Source organism: Bacteroidota bacterium (assembly GCA_026391695.1).
Lineage (GTDB): Bacteria > Bacteroidota > Bacteroidia > Bacteroidales > JAGONC01 > JAPLDP01.
In genome coordinates, this window is sequence record JAPLDP010000021.1 from 38,566 (window position 1) to 62,266 (window position 23,701).

Below are 23,701 nucleotides of genomic sequence, written 5' to 3' on the forward strand. Positions count from 1 at the left end.
TGTTATATCCTGGATCACGATGAGCAAAAAGATCACCAAGCGGGAATTCATCAAGTACAGCTTATATAGCACATGCGGCGCTGTGCTCGGTTTAAGCTCACTTGACCTGCTGGCCTCCGGCGCCGGGAAATTATTCAGAGCTCCAGCACAAGGTCCGCAGGACCTCTGGAAATGGAGCAAGGAAGCAGCCTTTTACATCCAGACACCACGGGGTATGAAATGCCTGATCTGCCCGACGGAGTGCAGTGAAATATCAGAGATTAAATATGGCACCTGCCGCACACGCATAGCCTCCGGCAATAAACTCTATACCATCGCCTATGGCAATCCCTGTGCTGTTCATGTCGATCCTATTGAGAAAAAACCGCTTTACCACTTTCTTCCCACAACCACTGCCTTTTCCATTGCCACTGCCGGCTGTAATCTGGCCTGCCTCAACTGCCAGAACTGGACTATCTCACAATCCAGCCCTAAAGACACACAGAACTCCGACCTCATGCCCGATAAGGTCGTTGAAGAATGTCTGAACTCAAAGTGCCGGTCCATTGCCTATACGTATTCCGATCCTGTAGCTTATTATGAGTATGCTTACGACACAGCTAAGCTGGCCAGAGACAAAGGAATAAAAAATGTCCTGGTGTCGGCCGGGTATATTTATGAGCGGCCATTGAGGGAATTGTGCAAATATTTCGATGCGGCCACTATTGACATCAAGTCATTCAGCGAAGATATCTATGCCATGCTGAATGGAGCTAAATTGAAGCCGGTGCTGGAAGCGCTGAAAATAATGAAACAGGAGGGCCTGTGGCTGGAGATATCCAATCTGGTTGTGCCAAGCTGGACCGACGATATGGAGATGATCAAACGCATGTGCGGCTGGTTCGTGGAGAATGACTTTGCCGGCAATCCCTTCCATTTTCTTCGCTTCCAACCCCAGTATAAACTTACCAACCTGCCGCCAACGCCCGCATCGACACTCGAAAAAGCCAGGGATATAGCGCTGGGTGCAGGGATGAAATTCGTGTATATCGGCAATGTCCCCGGTGAAGGCGAAACAACCTTCTGCCCGAAATGCAAGAAAACGCTTATTGACAGAAGAGGTTTTCAGATCCTGGCCAATAACATTGTAAATTCCAGATGCAAATTCTGCCAGGAGCCCATACCGGGTGTATGGCAGTGAGCCGGTTTAGCCCCCTAACCACTGAAATACCACCTTCTCAGCCCGCCCTGAATGTCCCTTCAGTACTTTTATACCGGCATTCTTTAGCACCAGTTCATCAGGTGACTCCAGCCTTTTGACAAAAAGGGTCGTCACTTTTGCATCGATGAGTTGGAAAACTTTACCTACTATGTAGTGGCATTTTTCAGCTTTGATCCTGCTCTTTTCAAGGATTTTTTTTTCTTTGGCATCGATGGTATAGATCTGAAATTCGCTGCATGAACGAAATTCATCGACATTATTGCGTGTAGTCGCGATGGCAATGATCATGTTAAATTTTTAAAAGTCCGATAGATTTTTAATCCTACAAAGGTAACGTCACACTCACTTGGTTTGTCCAAATTCTTTTTGTCATTGGTTTTTCTTTCTTGGCCATGGCCTTGCTGGGTAATGCTATCGGAAATTATGTTGGGATCGGTATGGCTTATCTCCTGCGATTAATTTGAAATATATATTCAATAATAGTTGATTTGCCCTGGAAATTATACTATCTTAGTGTCTTGTTTCACCTGCTCACCCAATCCATTTAAATTTTAATCTGAATCATTGATTCAGGCAAAATGACTGATTCCGGATTTATTGGGAATTGAAATAATGCATACTTTTTTTCACCACATTAGGCACATAGACCACAATAGGAATTTGTTTTTTATCTTGCTGATAGCATTTATGAAAAATCCTAATGTGTCCTACTGTGCCTATTGTGGTTAGAATTATGTAATATAAGCGGCAATGAACTTTTGCTTTGTACCATATTTCTAAACATTACTAACTTTAAACCTAATGATTATGGACCCGAATCTGTACCACTTAGACTATGAAAAACTGTTTGAAGTTTTGTTGACAATCGTCTTTTTGTCAATTTTCATCGAACGGGCATTAGCCCTTCTCTTTGAGTCCAGGGCATTTATCGAAAAAACTGAATCCGGCGACACAGTCGCGAAAATGAAACGAATTAATTTAGAGGATCCGGAGTATAAAAAATTATCCGAAAAGAAAAAGATTACAGGATTAAAGGAACTGATCTCACTGGTCGTGGCTGTTGCTGTATGCTGGATCTGGAAATTTGATGCCCTCACCATTCTATTTGTCACAAGCGACCAGATGCATTTATACGGTTATCTTCTGACAGGGGCTGTGATTGCCGGCGGAAGCAAGGGATCGGTTAAACTATTTAAAGATACCATGGGAATTATGAGCTCGGCCGAAAAGCAAAGAGAGTCCATAAAATAAGTGAATTGAACTATAAATAGCTGACCCGATGAAAAAATATAGTACAATACTCTGTCTGGTAATCTTTTTAACCTCGTCTTATTTTTCTTATTCCCAATATCTTGTCGTGAGCAAGGCAGCCACAATCAAAGAACAACCTGATGTCGGTTCCGGAATAATTGAGAGAGTCGCACGCGGTGATACTCTGCCTCTTCTTGAGCAAGGACAACAAACAAACGGTTATTATCATGTAAAATGTATTTCTGTCAACCAGCCAGGCTGGATATACCGGACACTGGTCCGCCGGTATGAAGGCCCGATACCCGGCAGTCAGCCTGATGATCAGACAGCTGTCGTAAATAGTTTAGTCGGCGTTGGAAAAATCCCTGCAGGATACTATACCGGCACTGAAAACCTTGAGGGACAGGATTTGGAAAGGAAGCTCTATGAAATAATCAGAAATCAGGTCGAATTCGAATATACCTCCGATGATACAACAGATGTATGGGATATTTTAAAGGATACAGATCGTGATCCTGCAGATCCTGACCATGTGATATGCATTTATTCCGGGATTTCCATGGATGCTGCATCAGAGAAGAACACCTGGCAGCGCGAACATGTCTGGTCGCAGTCGCATGGCCAGTTTGGGAGGAAGGAAGGCCCCGGCGTCGACGTCCACCATCTCCGGCCGGTGCATCCTAAATTCAATGGTTCCAATGCCAAATCAAATAAGGATTTTGATGAAGGAGGAAAGGCTTTTAAATATGACGGCCGGGAATATGGCTGTTATGTCACCGATTCAACATGGGAACCCCGCGATGAAGTGAAAGGCGACATAGCCCGGATGATGTTTTATATGGATGTGAGATATGAAGGTGAAAATGGCGAACCGGACCTGGAACTGATCAATAATTCCAACACATCAAAAAATTATAAGAACCAGCCTGTTTATGGTAACCTGCGTACGCTTCTGAAGTGGCATGAAGCCGATCCTGTCGACAACTGGGAGAGAAATAGAAATGATCTCATCTATTCTAAATATCAGAAAAACCGGAATCCGTTTATTGACCATCCGGAATTTGTAAAAAAAATATGGCCGAACTGACCTGGATGGGCGGTAAATGTCGACAGAGATACCCGCTGCCATATAATAAAATAGCCTTGTACATAGTGTATGACAAGGCTATTTAGCATCTTTGTGCGGTCTGGACGAGACTCGAACTCGCGATCTTCCCGATGAAAATCGGGACCTTCTAACACTCTCTATAAATTCTCCGGAGGAGAATCCCGTTTGTAGGTATCGAGCGACAAAATCTACCAAAGCTCCGGAGGAGTGACCCGTGAAATTTTGATGTTGTCAATAGGGAAAAGATATAAATAATCTAATGGTCGAAATATTTTGAAGACGGATCACTCCTCCGGAGCTTAAAAGATATGTTTATTTTAACAGCTATAAACAGTTTGCTCCTCCGGAGCATTTATCACTGGCAATTCAATTTTTTACAAAAATTACTGAATGATTTCAAAATTGAATTATCTTTGCATGCTCGTTTAAGAACGATTCTTGGTCTGGTAGTTCAGTTGGTTAGAATGCCTGCCTGTCACGCAGGAGGTCGCGAGTTCGAGTCTCGTCCAGACCGCCACTTCCAATCCCGGATATAATCAGATACCCGGGATTTTTTTGTGCCTATTAGCTTTCCGTTGAAAATATATTTGATTTAACAGATTGTGCGGATTATATTGTGCTGACCCAAATGCATTATTATACCTATGATCTTAAATGAATTACAGTATAATGTTAATAATTTTTACTAAAATTTGAAAAATCAGTCTCAAAATCATAGGTATATTTAGGCGAAAAATGGATCAACCAATAAAAGCACAATGGGTACAGAAATATTGCCTGAATTCATTTTGACAAACTATGAAGTCCATGAATGGAAACATGCTGTTGCTGTGCTTGTTAGTGATTTTCCTGTTGAATTCAGAGATATCAAAGATCTCTTGACCGGTTTCAGGCTTCATGAAAATTGGATAAAAGAACCTGGTGGAAGAAAATCACTGGTTTCAGAGAGTATTGATAAATTTCTCACTGACCGTGGCTGGCAGGAAAAGAAATTTGACACCTCAGTCAATGTAGATGACAGAGTTATGAAATCTCCAACACATAAGGTCGATTGCTATAAAAATCAAATAGCTCTTGAAATAGAGTGGAATAATAAAGATCCGTTTTTCGACAGGGATTTGAATAATTTCCGTCTGTTATTCGATCTGCGAGCCATAAGCGTGGGCATTATTATCACACGCTGTGATCGTCTTCAGGAGATTTTTGACCGGCTTGGACGAGGGGCGTCCTATGGATCATCTACTACTCACATGTCTAAGCTTATCTCCAGAATCGAAGGCGGTGGAGGAGGAGGATGTCCTATTTTAGTTTTCGGTATTACAAATAATTTATACGTTGAGGATTAATACAATGAAGGGAAAGGTAGCAGAAGATTTTATCAGACAAGTTCAGGGAAGATACTATGGAACTGTACTGGCCGATCCGCCATGGCAGTTCGATAACCGTACAGGGAAAGTAGCTCCGGAACATAAACGTCTCGCAAGGTACTCTACTCTCTCTTTGGAGGAGATCATGGAAATACCAGTCGACTTTGTCACTGCTGAGAAAAGCCATTTATACCTTTGGGTACCAAATGCTTTATTGAAGGAAGGTTTAAAGGTGATGAAAGCATGGGGATTTGAATATAAGACAAATATAATTTGGCATAAAATACGTAAAGATGGCGGTCCTGACGGCAGGGGCGTTGGTTTCTATTTCAGAAATACAACTGAAATACTCCTGTTTGGCGTAAAAGGTAAACTCCGTACATCCGATCCTGGAAGAACACAGGTGAATATCATTAAAAGCCGCAAACAGGAACACTCACGCAAACCTGAGGAACAATATAAGATTATTGAAGCCTGCAGCCCCGGGCCTTATATCGAACTTTTCTCACGAGGATCCCGACCAGGTTGGGATGTATGGGGAAATCAATCGGAAGATTATGAGCCTACATGGGATACTTATAAACATAATAGCAGATCAATACAAAGACAAGAGTTACTTAAGGAACGTTTTAGCAACGAGACTATAAAAGACGAAGTAAGGATGAAGGAAGAAAGATGAAATTATTATTTGCAACCTTGTCATGTCATAATGTCCAGGATATTTTTCTCAAACATTTACATACATTTGTGACACTCCTTAATCCCATAGGGATTAAATATCGGTAGAAAAACAAGACATTAAATTTTCGGAAGTCCCGTAGGGACGAAATATTATATCATTACCTATTTTGTATTTGATATTTAATATTACGTCCCTGACGGGACTTGAATGTTATTGCCGTATTAAATTTTTACCGATATTTTGTTCCTATGGAACAAAAATAATGGACTGGCTATCATGCTTATGAGAGTATATATGAGAAAAATCCTGGTTTAAACCCGATTATAGTCTCTTGCCATAACAGAATTAGTTGTAAATGTAAGATAATGAGGAGAAGAGGGACTCATTAAGCGAATATTACCCGTGAATGGAATGTTTGAGAATATGAATCCTTGCCAGGAACACATAATTGAATCAGGAATGTTCCCAGTTCATGATTTTTTATCGTTTCAGTATAAGCTATAATTTCTGAAGAGTAAGCTCCAATAACTTCTTCTTCTATGATCACAATATATTTACCATTATATTGCTTAACGAGTTCATTTTGGTTATCAATGTAGTATTTAAATTCTTTTTCTAACATGACTTTGGTAATTGGCTTGCAAAGATAGGAACGAAAGTAATCAAAAATTATTTCATTAGCAATTTTTAACGCTGATTTATTTTGTTTATTTATAAATCGGGAAAATCTTACGAACCAGTTGAGCCTGGTTCTGTCAGGACAATGACAAGAAGCCGACTTTTATGTAATCAACCCCCTCAGTGCCTGTGAAAAACATAGTGCGAATGAAAATGTCTGTGTGTTTCCTCACCATGGCGATGCACATGCTCATGGATCAGATTTACGCTCACCAGGAATTCTTCGTCGGTGAGTATTTCCGCCGCTGAACCGGTCTTTTGTATGGTATGGTCTTCGGAAAGCACGGCTACACGTGGCTGCAGATGATCAATGAGATCAAGGTGGTGGGTGGTGAAGATGACCGTTTTGCCGGCTTGATTCAACTTAATGAGAAGCTCAATGAAAAATGTCTGGGTTTTTGGATCCAGTCCTGCCAGGGGTTCATCGATGAGCAAAACATCAGGATTCATGGTGAGAACAGAGGCGATGGCCACTTTTTTCTTTTCACCTCCCGACAGCCTGCTGACAGGGCGGTGTTTCAAATCATTTATACCGAGAGCGTCAAGCGTCTGGCAGGCTCTGTCATGGGCTTCGTCAATCGGCATATCTGTCTGCAGCGGCCCGAATAACAGTTCATCATAAACCGTCGGGCAGAAAAGTTGGATGTCAGGATTCTGAAAGATATAACCGACACTCTGCCTGAACGTCCTGTTAAAATGCACGTCCCCCAATGACTTTTTTGTCAGCGGTGATCCTTTGAAGAGTACCTGTCCTGAGTCGGGAGGAATAAGGGCATTGATGATATGCAATAGCGTCGTCTTGCCGCTGCCATTCTGGCCGATGATACAAAACAGCTCGCCTGCCCGCACCGACAGGCTGACATTTTTCAGAGCCATGATCTGGCCAAAGTAGGCATAGCTCACATCCTGCAAAATGATAACATCTTCCATCTCATTTTTATAATAAAATAACACCTATACCAAAAGCCACCACCAGCAGCAGCCAGACGGCATCCATTATGCCCGGCCGGCTCAGCGCAGCCAGCTTTACTTTCCCGGTATACCCCCGCGAAACCATGGCAATGTACGTAAGCTCATAGTTTTGTGTCGACCGGCGGAATATGAACAACATCCGGCCAGCCACAAGAGTCCGGATGCCCTTGGTTTTTATCGAACCCGTCAGCCTCGATTTCAGCGATAAATAGGTATCTTCAACGGTCGTGGCCAGGATAAAAATGTACTTATAGGCCAGCGACACAATCATCAGGAATGTGTCGGGAACATAAAAAATTCTCAAGACCTTCAGCACATGGGCCAAAGGAGTGGTGTAAGCCATGAGCAATGCCAGCGATACCGAATTAAGCACCCTCAGGAACAGAAGCACCACCACCCTGCATCCCTCCATGGTGATACCAATATTCGCGGGAATATGATATATCCAGAAATGATGGACATGATTAAATGACATCAGGTTGATGATGACCGGGCCCGGAGTGATGACATTTAAGGCCGCAGGCAGAAAGACCAGAAAACCAAATATGAAAGCCACTGATACGATCTTCCGGTAAACACTGAGCAGATTGATTTTTGCGATGACATACATGATCAGAATGGCCAGGGTGACTACACCCTGTGAAAGAATATTGCCGGCCAGGCTGATGATCACAATCAGGTAAATAAAGGCCAGCACTTTTACGAATGGGTTGAGCTTACAAATGACATTGTTCTCTGAGGCGCTTCCGCCTTGCATGTGCATGGATTGCAGGACTTTTGCTGCTTTGTGCAGGGTACGATCGAGGAATGTCAGGCTGGATCTATTGGAGCCATGAGCCTGTGTTGAGCCATTTCGGGAGCTGAGTAAAAATGCCGGAATTTTATTTTTCATTTCTGATGATGATTTTTGATAGCAACCACGTGACAGCTAAGGCGATGGCTGCACCGGCAATACCCGATATGATGTAATAAACCGATTGACGTGATAACGAAGGATCATTCCCGTCAAGGGTATAATCAGACACAGGAGCTTTCCACGTATCCGTATATTTAGCAAGGCCTTCAGGCACATAGCCTATAATTCCCTTTACTGTTTGGGCCGACCATTCACCCCAGGCATCACCGGCATCAAAGAACATGGGAAGGAATATCCCGGCAGGTGTGATCAACACCAAAACAATTAGAAAAACAAGGATTTTTTTCTGCAGCCTAGTCATTGTTTTTTTTCTTATTATATACATAGATGAGCCGGGGTTCATTTTTATTTATATACCTGATGATCAGTGCGGTGACAAGTCCTTCGACGATGCCGAAAAGCAGGAGATGTTCAATGGCCATGGCCGGGATGGCCACTTTAAGATCATAGGGGCAATACAATGCTCTGCCGTCGGGGGTGGAAGCTATCAATGGCTGGATGCCGAATTCAACAGCTGTGAGAATAGCTGTCAGTACCAGGCTGATATATCCGGCAAGAAAGGAGGCAACGAAAATCCTGTTTTTTTGCGGTTGATTGCCAGCGGTGATTTTGAAAATATAATAGGCCACAAACGGCATAAACACTGCCATATTAAAGCAATTGGCACCAATGGCCGTGATGCCGCCGTCGCCGAATATCAGCGCCTGTATGATCAGGGCAACGGATACAGCCACACAGGCACACCAGGGGCCAAGGATGATGGCAATAGCCGCCGAACCTACTGCATGCCCTGTCGTACCTCCCGGTATGGGCAGGTTGAACATCATGATGATAAACGCAAAGGCAGCAGCCATTCCTAAATAGGGGATATTGCGCACCGATACTTCTTTTTTAACCTTTTTCACAGCTATGACCGTGGCAGCGACAAAAGCGCCATACAACGGGATATAGGTCTGCGGGCTCAGGTAACCATCCGGAATGTGCATGTTAGATCAGGTGTTACATTATTTTTAATTCGTGCTACTGATAAAACAAAAAAATTATTCTATATCCGTCATTACCAGCCTTCCGTGCCTGATACCCTTTGTTCCTATGATCTTATCCGACAGGTCGAGCAGTTGTTGCCCATTCCCTTTAACAGCGATGGTTTCGAGACAAAGATCATGTGACAGGTGAATGTGCTGTGTCGACAGGATGAGGCCGTGGTAATCGTGCTGCACAGCCATCAGCTTGTTATTCAATTCACGTTTGTGATGATCATAAACGATGATGATTGAGCCTGCAACAATTTTGTTTTTATCGCATTTCTCTGCAACAAGGCTGCTTTTGATCAGATGACGGATGGCTTGTGAACGGTTTGGAAACTGATGGCTTGTGACGAATTCATCCAATGCTTGCAATATATCTTCTTCCAGAGATACGCCGAATCGTTTTACCTGCATAGTGTTACTTATTTATAAAATGGTGACACAAAGATAAATTTTTTGATGTATCATGACGTTTCAATTTGTAGAAAAATGCTACTTCATGGGAGGAATTTCATAAGGCAAGCTAATGGTGCTCCTCATTCCCCAAGACTACTTTTTTTCGCTCAGGCCGCGAGGCCTCGTTATGGCTTCACAACTGGGAAGCTCCCTCGTCGCTACGCTCCTTAGTCCTCTTCCCTAGGTTGCTCCGCTATAACTGGTAAATAAAAAAGAGTGTGTCTTACTTTTGAGACACTCCTTTTCTGCACTTGGCTTCAGCAGAATCTTCGCCCAGTGGATACCCCGCATAGGAAGTCCAGGCCTATCTATCTTATTGTTTTCTTTTTTCAATTGGTGAGCATCTACGAGACATACTTGAAATTTATTTCACTAAATCGACTAATCAACTAATTATCAAATCACTATTGTCCGGTTAAAATTCTATTTCGTCCCGAAGGGACTTAATTCTATTTTGTAATTTACTTTCTTTCTACCAATATCTTGTCCTACGGGACAGTCCCGTTAGGGACCAAATATCGGTAGAACAATAAACAACCCATAATTTTTTTAAGTCCCATCGGGAACGCAATATTGATAAGGCTTCTGGCTTGTTCCTGCCTTTTTATCCGGACAGTAATGATTATTAAATCGACTAATTGATACATTGACTAATTTTCAAATTTTCAAATTATTCCATGTCATATAAAAACAAGTAACTTTGCACATTTATTTGCAGAATCCATAAATCAAATCTGCTTTTATGAAAGCTTCCTGTTATCAGTACATCTTTCTGGTGGTCATTCTCGTCATGATGATGGCTTCATGTCAGAAGAAACAGCAAAATACCGGTATGCCAGCTTCTGTTCAAAAGCCAATGGAAGTGAATGGCATTATCCTGAAACCAAAGGAGCTTGGCAATAAAATATTTACCACAGGTACTATTCTTGCCAATGAAGAGGTTGAGATCCGCAGCGAGGTGCCGGGAAGGGTTATGGCTATCAATTTTGAAGAAGGCAGCTATGTCGGCAAGGGGGCTGTGCTGGTCAAAATCAACGACGATGAATTACAAGCCCAGATGAAAAAACTTATCCTGGATGAAGAGCTGGCCAAAGAGGATGTATACAGGAAGGGAAAACTATTAGAAATCAATGCAGTAAGTCAGGAGGAATACGATATATCGCAAAACCAGCTGGGTGTCATCCAGGCACAAATAGATCTGGTACGGTCACAACTGATCAAGACCGTAATCTCTGCACCTTTCAGCGGAAAGATCGGCTTGCGGTATGTCAGCCCCGGCGGGTATATCTCTTCTGCCATGCTTATAGCACGTATGCAGGAAACTAATCCGGTAAAGATTGAATTCGCTGTTCCTGAAAAATATATCAGTGAGATCGAAAAGGGTACAGTCATACAATTCAACGTAGATGGGACCGACAGCACCTTCAGAGGAGAGATATATGCCATTGAGCCTAAGATAGATCCTTCAACACGTGCACTGACCGTACGGGCCAGGTGTTCAAATAACGGCAATCTGCTCATTCCGGGTGCTTTTGCAAAAATCGGTATTATCCTTCAAATCATCACCGATGCCCTGGTTTTGCCAACAGAGGCTCTGATTCCGGATATCAGGGGCGAAAAGGTATTTGTCGCTGTCAATGGCCAGGCAAAAGCTGTTTATGTTGACACAGGTATCCGTACTGAGCAGGAAATCCAGATAACAAAGGGTTTACAGCCAGGGGATACGATCATTACGACCGGATTGCTGCAGCTAAAGGAAGGAATGAAAGTGAAGGTCAATCAACTGATAACACAATAACCCTCCAAAAGCTGTCATTACATGAATATTTCCTCAGTAAGCATAAATCGTCCTGTCCTGGCTACTGTCATTTCCATCTTGCTGTTGTTGTTTGGAGCTATCGGATACACTTTTCTGGGCGTCAGGGAGTATCCTAGTGTGGATCCTCCTGTGATTACTGTTTCGACCAATTATGTGGGTGCTAATGCCGATGTGATTGAATCGCAGATCACTGAACCTCTTGAAGAATCCATTAACGGCATTGCCGGGATACGGTCGCTGAATTCAACAAGCAGTGATGGCAGGAGTAATATCACCGTTGAATTTGAGCTTGGCGTGGATATGGAGGCTGCTGCCAATGATGTCAGGGACAGGGTGTCGCGTGCCATTCGTAACATCCCGCCCGACTCGGATCCGCCTATTGTGACCAAGTCGGATGCCGATGCCAGCCCTATACTTGTCCTCACCATTCAGAGCGATTCGCGTGACCTCATGGAATTATCGGATGTAGCAAATAATGTTTTTAAAGAACGTCTGCAAACCATACCCGGAGTGAGTGAAATAAGGATATGGGGTGAAAAGAAATACTCCATTAAGCTTTTAATGGATCCTGCGAGGCTGGCCAGCTATGGCCTGACACCTGGCGATGTGAGTAATGCACTGAACCGTGAGAATGTCGAGCTTCCTTCCGGCAGAATCGAAGGATACAGGACTGAGCTGATCATCCGCACCATGGGACGGCTCACCACTCCCGAAGAGTTCAACAACATGATCATCAGGGAGTCGGATGGCATCCTGGTGCGGTTTCAGGATATAGGGAATGCAGCTCTGGTTCCTGAAAATGAACGGACTATACTCAGAGGCAATGGTGGAATTCCGATGGTGGGGGTATCGGTTATACCACAGCCCGGAGCCAATCAGATCGATATTGCCGACCAGTTCTATAAACGTGTTGAACAGATTAAGCTGGACCTGCCATCGGATATCAAGGTAGGCCTTATGATGGATACGACGACAACTATCCGCAAGGCCATTTCGGAAGTGCAGGATACTCTATTAATCGCTTTCGGGCTTGTCGTGCTGGTAATTTTTGTCTTTCTCAGGAACTGGAGAACAACGCTGATACCTGTTATCGCAATTCCTATTTCGTTGATCAGCGGATTTTTTATCATGTATATTGCCGGTTTCTCGATAAATATTCTGACGCTGCTCGGGATTGTGCTGGCCACAGGCCTGGTGGTGGACGATGCCATCGTCGTCCTTGAAAACATATACCATAAGGTCGAGGGTGGCATGAATCCGGTTGAAGCAGGTCACCGGGGATCAAAAGAAATCTATTTTGCGATTATATCCACAACCATTACACTGGCTGCTGTGTTCCTGCCTATTATTTTCCTTAGTGGTCTGACAGGAAGGCTGTTCCGTGAATTTGGCGTCGTCGTCGCCGGGACAGTGCTTGTTTCGGCCCTGGTATCGTTGACACTCACGCCTATGATGAGCTCGCGCATGCTCAGGAAAAGCACGGCACACAGCAGGATATTCCGTATCACTGAGAAATGGATCAACGATCTTATCGCCGGTTATAACCGGACCCTTCAGGTCTTTATTCGCCGGAGATGGCTGGCCATCGTGATCATGATCGTGTCGGTTTTTATTATTCTCGGAATAGGATCTCTTATCCCGTCGGAGCTGGCTCCCATGGAGGATAAAAGCCGTTTACAGATTGTTTCCACAGCACCTGAAGGCACTTCTTTTGAGTTGATGGATACTTATGTCAGCCAGCTTATGCAGATTTCCGATACCATTCCTGAAAAAGAGTACCTCATGGCTATGACTGCGCCGGGATTTGGATCGTCATCATCCGCAAATGGAGGTTTTATCCGGATTTCGTTAAAAGATCCTTCACAGCGCCAGCGCACACAACAGGAAATAGCCGACGAGTTAAGCAGGATTACCCGTCAGTATAACTTCGCCAGAACATACGTCACCCAGGAGCAAACCATAGGAGGCGGCAGAGGTAGCAGCCTGCCCGTTCAGTTTGTCATTCAGGCGACGGATTTTGAAAAACTACGACGTTATCTTCCGTTATTTATGGAAAAGGCCCAGGCTGATCCTGCATTCCAGACAGTCGACCTGAATCTGAAATTTAATAAACCTGAGATTTCGGTAGAGATCGACCGCGACAAGGCTAGGGCTGTCGGCGTCAGTGTGAGAGATGTGGCTGAGAGCCTTCAGCTTTATTTCAGCGGCCAGCGCTATGGTTATTTTATTCTGAACAACAAGCAATACCAGGTGATAGGTCAGGCTGACCGCCAGAGCAGGGATAAACCTCTTGACCTGAGTTCAATTTATGTGCGGAACAATAAAAATGAGCTGATACAGCTTGACAATATTGTAAAGCTTACCGAACGAAGCAACCCACCCCAGTTGTACCGCTATAACCGGTATGTGGCAGCGACCATATCAGCCCAGCCGGCAAAAGGTACCACACTCGGGCAGGGCATCGCGAAAATGCGCTCTCTTGCAAAGGAAACACTCGATGAAACATTTTCTACAGCATTGACAGGTACCTCCAAAGAATATGAAGATAGTTCCAACAGCCTGCTATTTGCCTTTCTCCTTGCACTGGTTCTCATATATTTGGTATTATCGGCACAGTTTGAGAGCTTCATCGATCCCCTCATCATCATGTTCACTGTGCCTCTGGCGCTGGCAGGAGCTGTTCTGTCACTGTGGATATTTGGTCAGACCATTAATATATTCAGTGAAATCGGGGTCATCGTGCTGATTGGTATTGTAACCAAAAACGGGATTCTGATTGTGGAGTTTGCCAACCAGCGCAAAGCAGCTGGGCTGGAGCTAAACGAAGCTGTCATTGACGCGGCGACACGCCGGTTGCGTCCGATACTTATGACCAGTCTGGCCACTGCACTGGGTGCGCTTCCTATTGCCCTCGCACTGGGAGCCTCGTCACAGAGCCGTATGCCAATGGGAATAGCCATCATCGGCGGGTTGATCTTCTCCCTGATGCTCACCCTTTATGTCATCCCTTCCCTTTATACCTATCTGTCCAGACGTGTTAAAAAACAATATACACCGAAATATACAGGTGAAAACAGAGAATGATATGAAAATAAAGGTTTTTCTGATGCTGGTTTTTGGTTTTCTGGGCATGACCGTTACTGCACAGGACACCCTCACTCTTTACCAGGCTATAGAGGCCGGGCTGGAAAACAATTATTCAATTATCATTGCAAAAAATGATGTTCAGATAGCCAGGAATGATAATACATTAGGCAATGCCGGCTTCTTGCCCGCAGTTGGTATTAATGCCAGTCAGAATAATACCATCACCACCACTCACCAGGAGCAATTCAATGGGACGGTGAAAGATGTCTCAAATGGGCATAACACTAATTATAACGCCGGTATTCAGCTCACATGGACCTTGTTCGACGGTTTCAGCATGTTCATCAGTAAAAACATGCTGGAAGTGCTGGAGAAAATGGGTGAGACGGAAGCACGCGTTGTTATTGAGAATACGGTATCCGAAATTATTTTGAATTACTATGGTATCATACAGCAGGAAAAGATGATTCAGGTGCTTCGTGATGCTGTGGATCTGTCGCTGCAACGGAAAAAAATAGCAGAGGCTAAGTTGTCACTTGGTTCCGGATCACAGCTCATGCTCCTGCAGTCAACGGTTGACCTGAATACCGACAGCACTAACCTGATCAAGGAACTGGCGGCTGTCAGGCACACCAAGGCTGATCTGAACCGTCTGCTGGCCCGCAATCCGGAAATTCTTTTTGAAGTCATCGACACAATAAACATGGCCTCCCGGCTGTCGTATGATACGCTTCTGGCCAGAGCCCGGTCGCAGAATGCTGACCTGATGATAGCCAGAAGCACGATGGACCTGGATTTCCTTGCCCTCAGGGAGGCCCGGTCGCAGCGATATCCAAGGCTCAACTTCCAGGCCGGTTACAACTATAACCAGCTCAGTTCACAAACCGGATTCTCACAGTATAACCTGAGTTATGGTTCATCGTACGGATTGACCTTTTCATACCCGATTTACAGTGGCTTCAATGTGAACCTGACCATCAGGAATGCAGAATTGCAGCTTAATTCCAGCGATATCCAGGTCAGAAGCACTGAGTCGGATGTGCATAATAACCTCTTCAAGATTTTTATTGATTACCTGACCAACCTGCAGGTGGTCACTTTGCAAACGGCCAACCAGGCTGTAGCCAGGGAAAATGTGATCGTAGCTTTCGAAAAATACCGCCTTGGCACCATCAGCGACATAGACCTGCGGGATACACAGAAAAAATTCATCGATGCACAGTATCAGCTCTTATTGTCACAATTTGAAGCCAAAAAAGCTGAAATCGAATTGCTGCGTTTAAGCGGCGACCTTTTCCGATCAGTCGGAAATTGAACCTGTGGGTCCGGATGACATCTTTTTATAAGATGGCATCCGTGCAAATTCACGGTTAAAATTTTGTTTTCCCAGGGTCACATTTTAATGATTTTTTGGATTAATGGTATAGGAATCCATTCCAATGCTATGGCGTTACATTCCTGTACAAGGATCTGGATACACCTGATCTGGGGAACATATAGAAAGAAATTGGTCATCAGCGATTTGCTCAATGATGAGCTCAATGCCACCATCCGTTCAAAAGCAAATCAGCTTGGAATTAGGATATTCGCCATCAATATCCAGCCCGATCATATTCACGTTTTGCTGCAATTACCATCAAATGTCAGTATCTCCATCGTCGCTAAACAATTAAAAGATACTTCATGCAGATTGATCAGCCTTTATGTAAATGGTTTTTCTGATTTCAGCTGGCAGAGAGGATTTGGGGCTTTCTCAGTCAGTTCATCGGCAGTGGATATTGTCAAACGTTATATTAAGGCTCAGGACGTTCAGCACAGCCGGATGTCATTTCATGAGGAGTACGAATTATGGGACAGAATGTACAATAAAGATACTCATGTGCAGAGGCAAATGCAAATAGGTTTTCGGCCGGCTTTGTAACTATCATTCTTTTATTTGGACTTAACAATCATCACACTGCTTTCAATATCTGCCACTGGCACCAGGCTCTCAGGGATCTGCTCAACGAACTCATCAACAGCTTTTAGAATTCCTTCCCATTTATAATTATAATCATGTATGATAATCACTCCACCTGGTGACAGACGAGGATAAAAATATTCAAGCCCTTTTTTGGTCGGATTATACAGATCAGCATCCATACTGACCAATGCATAGGTCTCATTTTCCAGTCCGGCTGCGGAATCCGGGAAATATCCCTGCCGGAATATAATATTTTGATTCCCACTTATATAGCGTTTGACCTTTTCAACATTGGTATCGGAGAAATGTTCAGAAGTGTATGTCGCGGCCTCCCCGATTTCTGTTCTGAGATCCATATTGGTAAACCCTTCAAAAGTGTCGAAAAGATAAAACTTTCGTGTTGGATCGATGGTGTGAATTATTTTGGCTGTTACACCTTTATAAACACCAAGTTCTGCAAAAGAGCCCGGTATATGTTCTTTTTTTAAACGCTCAATCTGAAACCAGAAACTGAAAAACCGGACTTTATCGGGGTACTTCTTTTCGAGTTTTACCAGTAATGGTGGGATAAATCCACTATTGGCATTCTCTTCCCATGCGGCGGGGTAGTATGATTTCCCGAAAAACATTCCCCATAAGTATCTGATAAGGAATACAAGGATGACAACGATGAACAGAAGCTGTGTGATCAAATAAATAATGCTGCCCTTCATAGGCTAAATGCTATAAATTATTTTATCAGAATGATTTTACTATATATGGTGGATTGACTTGAAGCGACCTTTAAAAGATAGAATCCTGCACTTGCATTTTCAAGGGTTATGCTCATTTCGGAGGGGCTGCCATGAATAAAAACAGGCTGCACTTCTTCACCGGGTAAACTGAATATCTTCATGCCGGGTAATTCCTTTACATCTTTGCCAAGGAAGACTTTAAACTCGCCTCTGGATGGATTGGGTGAAATGACAGGGATGACCTTAATATAATCCTTCCTCAGCAGTGTATCGGAGGTTGCATCATTAGTGATAATAAGTTTTACATCATAAAAGCCATATGTATCATATCTGATGCCTGATGGATTCTGGTCGGTTGACGATGCAGGATCACCGCCTTCAAAACTCCAATTCCAGGTATCAGGCTGGCCTGCCGACAGGTCGGAAAAATTTACACGGCCTCCAATGGGTATAATGCTTGTATCAGTGGTAAAATTGGCAACTGTGATATTACCGTAAAATGATCCTGTCAATTTTTGTGTGCCTGTGTTTTCCGGATCCAGCCATTCTTTGAGATGCTTGTCAGGTGTAGTTCCATTGGATTCCCAATGCCAGGAAAGCTTCCCAAAGAAGTCAGGGCCATTCAGGTTGGTGCATGAAGACTCGCCTCCTGTCAGCGTGCCGATGATATATCCTTCATTGTCAAGCAGAGGTGCTCCCGAAGAACCTCCTTCCGTGATGCCATGACCATTGGCTGTTTCATTCCATGTCACCTTCCAGTGCGATTGCAATCCGTTTCCATTCCATTGTGTGGTTAGGGTCGGTGAGGTATAGGTCGACACTTTTTTTATGTCGCCCTGCGGATGATGGATGCTCACACCACTCTGAGTGCCGGCATTTTGGTTATTCCAGCCGATAAAATAGGGATTATATGTCCCGGGCACATTCTGATTCAAAAGGAGCAGAAAAAAATCAGAGCCTGTATTTCCGGTTTCACCTCCGTGCGCTATCAGGCTTGTTCCGGTCATCGTTTGGTACTGTGGCTCATTAACCGGTTTACTGCAATTCTCCGCCTCATAGTTAAAATAAAAGATCCATTGGTTCAGGTCCTGCGGCGACACATATTCTCCTGAATAAAATCCACAATGGTCGGCTGTCAAAAGATATGGAGAGTAATCGTGGCTGGTGTTATTTACAAGAGAACCTGTACACCAGAAAAGGGAGGAGCCATTTTTAACTGATATCCTGACAACCCCTCTTTTTGCATCCTGCCATGATTGTCCCTCGCTGCAATTGATATTTACTTCGCAGGAGCCTGAATCGCCAAAACCACGAATGCCCCCGTTGGATAATATACCGACGCCGCGGTATGCATGAGCAACCTCTGATACATGAATCTGAACCGGTTGTGAAGTGTAAATGGACTCGGAATATTCGAGTATCACCGATGAACCTTTAATTAATTCCGTGGCAAAGAGCCCTGCAGGGGTGTTATTATCACTTGTAAAGGCACCTATGACCTGGGTTTTGTCATCATTGTAAAGGAATAGCTTTGAGCCGGCAGGCAGATGAAATTTATCATAGTAAAGGCCAAGTGCAAGTGCTCCCTGTGAGGTTATTTTTAATCGCCATATCCTGGTTTGTCCTGCAATGATATCCCATGTTCCTGAGTTGGATAGCGATAGGTCAGTTTTGATAGTGACTGCAAAACGGAAAGGTTCACCGGTTTCATCACGCCTGGTATCTTCCATGCGCAAAGCCTCGTCGTCGATCTGTCCGATATTAATTTCGGAAATCTGATCCGGAAGATGATAAACTATACCCGGTGGCAGCCCGCCCTGGCTTATCTGGGCAATGGCTGAACCAGAGAAAAATGACACGATAAAAACAAGAAATATGAACTGTATCTTCATTCAGTTACCTGGTCAGCGATATCTTTTTGATGATCACCTGATCAGAAGTCTGGATGTCCAGATAATATATGCCGGGTCTCTGACCTGAAAGATCCATTTGAATATTCTTATTGATGCTGCCTGGTTTATCCAAATAGAGAACTTTATTTCCAAAAGAATTATATACTTCTATTAATCTGATATCTGGCACACTGCCGGTAAACATCATGTTGACTATACCTGTTGTTGGATTGGGGAATACAAATACACCTTCGGCCGCTCCGTTCTGGTCGTCAATGCCAACACCTCCGACAAAGATATAATCTGTTTCGGTCTTCGTGTTCTCTCCGAATTCATTAAAGACCTTCAGAGTAACATCATAGGTGCCATGTTCACTATAAAGGATATCAGATGGATTCTTCTCATTTGAAGTTCCGGGAGTGCCACCTTCAAAAGTCCAGTTCCATGTAACGGGATCTTCTGTCGATAAATCGGCGAAATTGACACTTTCCCCCTCTATGATAACTGTGTTATCTGCTGAGAAATTGGCAACAGGCAAATAACCGGCATGAATATAATCCGGTTTATTGAGGGTGGCATTGCCCCAAATATTGCCAACAGTAAGTGTGACATTGAAAGCACCTGGTGAATTGTACTGGATAGGCACCGGCACCGGCAGTATTGATGTTTCAGGAGTGCCCCCTTCAAATGTCCATTGCCATGTGTCAGGATCACCGGTCGACTGGTCGGTGAAAATGGTGGACGAACCTACAAGAATATAACTGTTGAAACAGGAGAAATTTGGCTGTGGTGGAGCTATCACCGTGATAAAATCTGTTTTGGTGGTATCACTTGTGCCGTATGGACTCGACACGGTCAGTGAAACAGGATATATGCCAGCCGTGTTGTACACAATACCCAGAGGATTCTGATCTTCCGATGATGAAGGTGTACCCCCGGCAAATGTCCACTCCCAGGAGGTTGGATAACCATACGACAGGTCGGTGAAGTTCACAGCATAACCTGTCGGTATCATGGCCGAGTCAACAGTAAAATCAGCAACAGGGGCACCATACACAGTGATATAATCATCCCTGATCTCCGAATCGGAGCCATAATCGTTGGTGGCAGTTAACTTGACCTGATATACACCCGCCGTATTATAGTGTATTGGAGCCGGATTTTTGTTGAATGATGTACTGGGTGTTCCTCCCTCAAACTGCCAGTGCCATTGTGTGGGGCTATTGGCCGAAGCATCGGTAAAAGTTATTGTTCCGCCAACGCCAACGACTGTATCGCTGGCATTAAATGCTGCCACAGGCGGATCATCAACATGGATAAATGCGGTTTTGGTTTCTGTATCATTACCATAGGGATTACTGATGGTAAGAGTGACACTGAAATTACCATAAGTATTGTAGACAATATCTTGTGGATTCTCATCGGTCGAGCTGCTTGGTGTTCCACCCGGAAACGACCAGCTCCATTCTGTCGGGCTTCCCTGTGACAGGTCAGTGAAATCAACACTGCCATGTATGGGTATGGTTTCATCACTGGCTTCAAAATTTGCCTGCGGCACAGTGCCATCAGTCCCAGGCAGATATTGATCACCGGTATTAACCGGGTCGAGCCAATATTTTAATTGTTGTTCAGGCAGTGAGCCCATCTGGTCCCATGACCAATAAACTTTACCATAAAGCGAATACAATGGATTTTCACAAGTCTGGTCAATGGGACTGCCACTTAAATCACCAACGATTCTGTGCTCATTATCAAACAATGGAGATCCTGATGAACCTGGTTCAACAATGGATGTACCATTTTCAGTTTCTGCCCAGTAAGCTTTCCAGTGTGACAGTACACCATTGTTATTCCATTGTGAATGTCCCAGTGTAGTTGTATATGTCGAAATTTTCTTGATATCTCCCATGGGGTGATGAATTCCCACCCCGCTGGGACTTGGGGTATTGGTTCTGTTCCATCCGTTCCAGTATGCCTGCATAGATGATGGAGGATTCTGATTGAGGAGGAGCAAAGCAAAGTCCGACCCGGTAAAATCACCCTCTGCCTTTAATGAACACCCTGTCATGGAATAATTTGTCGGTCCTGAAGTGCCACTACATGTAGAGGCTTCATACCTGAAGTAAAAGATCCACTGATTAAACATGTATTGGGTGCAGCCCTCACCACAATGATTAGCTGTCAGCACATAAGGCGTCAGATCCCATGTTGTATTGTTGATCATTGATCCGGAACAATCGCCTACATAACCAGCAGGAAGGATCATATATTGGTGGACGACGCCTTTTTTTTCTGCCTGCCAGTCATCACCTTCCGGGCAGTTTATATTGATCATGCACCATGAGGATTCCCCTCTTGTTTGGGAGTCACTCATATTTGAAAAAGAGACACCCCTGAAAATATAAGCAACATCAGAAATGCTGATGACGGGTTGGCCATAGTCCTCATTAGGTTGATAATATTCAAGCGTCACCGTTTCACCCTGGATGATCTCCGTGGCAAAAAGGCCAGTTCCATCATTATTGAATTCGGTGAATGCACCTATCACCTGGGTTTTCATATCATTATACAGGTATAACTCCCCGCCTTTTGGCAACCAGAAATGGTCATAGTATAAGCTTAATGCCAATGCTCCCCCGGAATGCAGCTTAAGGCGCCAGATGCGGCCTCCATATGGCAGATCAGTCCACGTCCCCGCATTGTCAATTGAAAGATTGACCGGAATAGTCTTTCCAATCCGGTAGGGTCCGGGTTTTCCAGCCATATCGTCATCAACATGTTGGATAATATCCTGCGTGAGCGGCTCAATATCTACTGTCTGAAAATCGGCCGCCAAACCTTCAGCCGAAAAACTTATGGGAACTCCTTCGCGGCTGATTTGTGCGAGGGAGACTGTTGACATTAAAAATACCAAAATTCCTGTCAGCAATAAGGGAATAATCCTGCCTGGTTTCATAAAATATTAATTATTAATAGTTAATTTTTTATTGTGGTGACTGTACCAATTCATCTTGCAAAATTAAGTTTTTTCTCAGTTTAACCAGCCGTATGTGACGATTAATTTTCCGGATTTAATATTTGATTGTAAAATTGTACTTTTGACTGTTTAATTTATCCAAACCCTAAATTAAAAATTCATTTTATGAATGAAATTAAAAAGGCTCTCAACGAATCAGCAATAATGCGGTGGTCGATATTGCTCCTGGTTAGCCTGCTTATGGCTGCGAACTATTATTTTTATGATGTCTTGTCTCCCCTTAAATCAATATTACAGGAACATCTGAATATTTCTTCACAGAATTATGGAATAATTGTCGGTTTTTATTCCTTTCCGAATACATTTCTTCTGATGGCGATTTTAGGGGGTATTATTCTGGATAAGATGGGCATTCGTCCTACAGGATTCCTTTTTGCAGTCTTTATGGTAATTGGTGCATTTATCACAGCATATGGTGCTTCTGAACTTTATCATAATGGTGGTCTGGGATATAAGTTTATGGGATCTTTCTGGAGATCATACTCACCTGAGGTAAAAATGATGTCTCTGGGTATGTTGTTTTTTGGTCTTGGTGCTGAAACTAGTATCGTTGTGATTAGTAAGATCCTGGTCAAATGGTTTAAGGGATTTGAAATCGCACTGGCTTTTGCTATTAATTTAGGCATTGCACGATTGGGTACTGCCCTTTCTTTCAACCTTTCCCCGAGATTAATCAAACCGGATTTCTGGACTTTTCCAATCTGGTTTGCCGTCATGCTTCTCTTGATCGGATTCATATCTTTTTGCATTTATCTTATGTATGATGTCAAATTTGACCGGCAGGTTAAATCGCAGGGGAGCCTGCTGTCAAAAGAAGAAGAATTTCACTTCAGTGATGTCGGAAAATTGCTTACTAACCGTTCTTTCATTTTCATTGCTTTACTCTGTGTGACATTTTATGCTGCAGTATTCCCATTTCTGAAATATGCCCCTGATTTCTTTTATCATAAATACGGAATGTCACGCGAAACAAGCGGTGACATTGCATCATTACTGCCTTATGGGACCGTTCTTTTCACTCCTTTATTCGGGTGGTTTGTCGATAAAAAAGGCAGAAGCGCATCACTAATGATTTATGGCTCATTAATGCTTATTCTGGTTCATGTCTTATTTACCCTGACAAGATTCAATGTATATATTTTAATGATTACGTTGGGAATTGCATTTTCATTGGTGCCGGCAGCCATGTGGCCTGCTGTAGCTAAAATAGTGCCTGTTCACAGGATCGGAACCGCATACGGTGCCATGTTCTCACTTCAGAATCTGGGATTGTTCGCAGTACCCATATTGGCAGGTCATATCCTGGATATAACCAATAAGGGAGTCACGCCGCAAATGATAGAGTCAGGTGCTAAACTCTTTTATACACCGACAATATTGATGTTTGTCGGTTTCGGTATACTTGGATTTATATTTGCCTTGTTATTGAAATGGGATGATAAAACTTCAGGTTACGGTCTTGAAGTACCCTCTAACAAGAAAGATTAACAGAAATAACACCGTAAAAAAT

20 protein-coding genes and 1 tRNA gene are annotated in these 23,701 nt (G+C 43.6%); 11 read left to right on the top strand and 10 right to left on the bottom strand.

Annotated elements, in window-relative coordinates:
* Positions 1–19 precede the first annotated feature (19 nt).
* The gene (gene amrS, locus NT175_01420) at positions 20–1,180 is read left to right on the top strand and encodes an AmmeMemoRadiSam system radical SAM enzyme (protein MCX6233374.1); all 1,161 of its coding nucleotides are present in this window, start codon (positions 20–22) and stop codon (positions 1,178–1,180) included.
* 6 nt (positions 1,181–1,186) lie between these two features.
* Here the strand turns inward: amrS and NT175_01425 are convergent, their stop codons facing one another.
* Positions 1,187–1,489 (bottom strand): hypothetical protein, encoded by a 303-nt coding sequence (locus NT175_01425; protein MCX6233375.1) that lies wholly within the window; start codon positions 1,487–1,489, stop codon positions 1,187–1,189.
* A gap of 519 nt (positions 1,490–2,008) precedes the next feature.
* Between NT175_01425 and NT175_01430 the strand changes: the two genes are divergently transcribed.
* The 5 genes from NT175_01430 (at position 2,009) to NT175_01450 (ending at position 5,606) form a co-directional block, all read left to right on the top strand.
* Positions 2,009–2,452: a hypothetical protein gene (locus NT175_01430; GenBank protein MCX6233376.1), complete on the top strand. Its 444-nt coding sequence runs from the start codon at positions 2,009–2,011 to the stop codon at positions 2,450–2,452.
* Between the two features lie 28 nt (positions 2,453–2,480).
* Entirely contained in the window at positions 2,481–3,539 is a 1,059-nt protein-coding gene (locus tag NT175_01435; GenBank protein MCX6233377.1) for an endonuclease, read from the top strand.
* Positions 3,540–4,000: 461 nt separating this feature from the next.
* Positions 4,001–4,077, top strand: a tRNA-Asp gene (locus tag NT175_01440).
* A 241-nt stretch (positions 4,078–4,318) separates the two neighbouring features.
* Positions 4,319–4,906, top strand: coding sequence for a BglII/BstYI family type II restriction endonuclease (locus NT175_01445; protein MCX6233378.1), 588 nt, complete (start codon positions 4,319–4,321; stop codon positions 4,904–4,906).
* A gap of 4 nt (positions 4,907–4,910) precedes the next feature.
* Positions 4,911–5,606 carry an MT-A70 family methyltransferase gene (locus NT175_01450; protein ID MCX6233379.1) on the top strand — a complete coding sequence of 232 codons (696 nt, stop codon included), beginning with the start codon at positions 4,911–4,913 and terminating at the stop codon, positions 5,604–5,606.
* A 388-nt stretch (positions 5,607–5,994) separates the two neighbouring features.
* Here the strand turns inward: NT175_01450 and NT175_01455 are convergent, their stop codons facing one another.
* The 6 genes from NT175_01455 to nikR all read right to left on the bottom strand — a co-directional run bounded on the left by NT175_01455 (position 5,995) and on the right by nikR (position 9,617).
* Positions 5,995–6,231: a hypothetical protein gene (locus NT175_01455; protein MCX6233380.1), complete on the bottom strand. Its 237-nt coding sequence runs from the start codon at positions 6,229–6,231 to the stop codon at positions 5,995–5,997.
* A 176-nt stretch (positions 6,232–6,407) separates the two neighbouring features.
* Positions 6,408–7,217, bottom strand: coding sequence for an ABC transporter ATP-binding protein (locus NT175_01460; protein MCX6233381.1), 810 nt, complete (start codon positions 7,215–7,217; stop codon positions 6,408–6,410).
* Between the two features lie 7 nt (positions 7,218–7,224).
* Positions 7,225–8,151 (bottom strand): energy-coupling factor transporter transmembrane component T, encoded by a 927-nt coding sequence (locus tag NT175_01465; GenBank protein MCX6233382.1) that lies wholly within the window; start codon positions 8,149–8,151, stop codon positions 7,225–7,227.
* Positions 8,141–8,476 (bottom strand): cobalamin biosynthesis protein, encoded by a 336-nt coding sequence (locus tag NT175_01470; protein MCX6233383.1) that lies wholly within the window; start codon positions 8,474–8,476, stop codon positions 8,141–8,143. The genes NT175_01465 and NT175_01470 overlap by 11 nt, the downstream gene beginning before the upstream one ends.
* Positions 8,469–9,161, bottom strand: coding sequence for a cobalt transporter CbiM (gene cbiM, locus NT175_01475; protein ID MCX6233384.1), 693 nt, complete (start codon positions 9,159–9,161; stop codon positions 8,469–8,471). The genes NT175_01470 and cbiM overlap by 8 nt, the downstream gene beginning before the upstream one ends.
* 54 nt (positions 9,162–9,215) lie before the next feature.
* Positions 9,216–9,617, bottom strand: a complete 402-nt coding sequence (gene nikR / locus NT175_01480) for a nickel-responsive transcriptional regulator NikR (GenBank protein ID MCX6233385.1) — start codon at positions 9,615–9,617, stop codon at positions 9,216–9,218.
* A gap of 784 nt (positions 9,618–10,401) precedes the next feature.
* Between nikR and NT175_01485 the strand changes: the two genes are divergently transcribed.
* From NT175_01485 to tnpA, 4 genes are all read left to right on the top strand, one after another.
* Positions 10,402–11,457, top strand: a complete 1,056-nt coding sequence (locus NT175_01485; GenBank protein MCX6233386.1) for an efflux RND transporter periplasmic adaptor subunit — start codon at positions 10,402–10,404, stop codon at positions 11,455–11,457.
* A 21-nt stretch (positions 11,458–11,478) separates the two neighbouring features.
* Positions 11,479–14,562: an efflux RND transporter permease subunit gene (locus tag NT175_01490; GenBank protein ID MCX6233387.1), complete on the top strand. Its 3,084-nt coding sequence runs from the start codon at positions 11,479–11,481 to the stop codon at positions 14,560–14,562.
* A 1-nt stretch (position 14,563) separates the two neighbouring features.
* On the top strand, positions 14,564–15,880 hold the full coding sequence (locus tag NT175_01495) for a TolC family protein (GenBank protein MCX6233388.1): 1,317 nt from the start codon (positions 14,564–14,566) through the stop codon (positions 15,878–15,880).
* An 87-nt stretch (positions 15,881–15,967) separates the two neighbouring features.
* A complete protein-coding gene (gene tnpA / locus NT175_01500) occupies positions 15,968–16,486 on the top strand; it encodes an IS200/IS605 family transposase (GenBank protein MCX6233389.1) in 519 nt (172 codons plus the stop codon).
* 11 nt (positions 16,487–16,497) lie between these two features.
* Here the strand turns inward: tnpA and NT175_01505 are convergent, their stop codons facing one another.
* Genes NT175_01505 through NT175_01515 form a run of 3 tightly spaced genes read right to left on the bottom strand, consistent with a single transcriptional unit; the run spans position 16,498 to position 22,110 of the window.
* Complete coding sequence (locus NT175_01505; GenBank protein MCX6233390.1) at positions 16,498–17,241, bottom strand: class I SAM-dependent methyltransferase; 744 nt, start codon at positions 17,239–17,241, stop codon at positions 16,498–16,500.
* Between the two features lie 17 nt (positions 17,242–17,258).
* The gene (locus tag NT175_01510) at positions 17,259–19,154 is read right to left on the bottom strand and encodes a trypsin-like serine protease (protein ID MCX6233391.1); all 1,896 of its coding nucleotides are present in this window, start codon (positions 19,152–19,154) and stop codon (positions 17,259–17,261) included.
* Positions 19,155–19,158: 4 nt separating this feature from the next.
* Entirely contained in the window at positions 19,159–22,110 is a 2,952-nt protein-coding gene (locus NT175_01515; protein ID MCX6233392.1) for a PKD domain-containing protein, read from the bottom strand.
* Positions 22,111–22,296: 186 nt separating this feature from the next.
* Between NT175_01515 and NT175_01520 the strand changes: the two genes are divergently transcribed.
* On the top strand, positions 22,297–23,679 hold the full coding sequence (locus NT175_01520) for an MFS transporter (GenBank protein ID MCX6233393.1): 1,383 nt from the start codon (positions 22,297–22,299) through the stop codon (positions 23,677–23,679).
* Positions 23,680–23,701 lie beyond the last annotated feature (22 nt).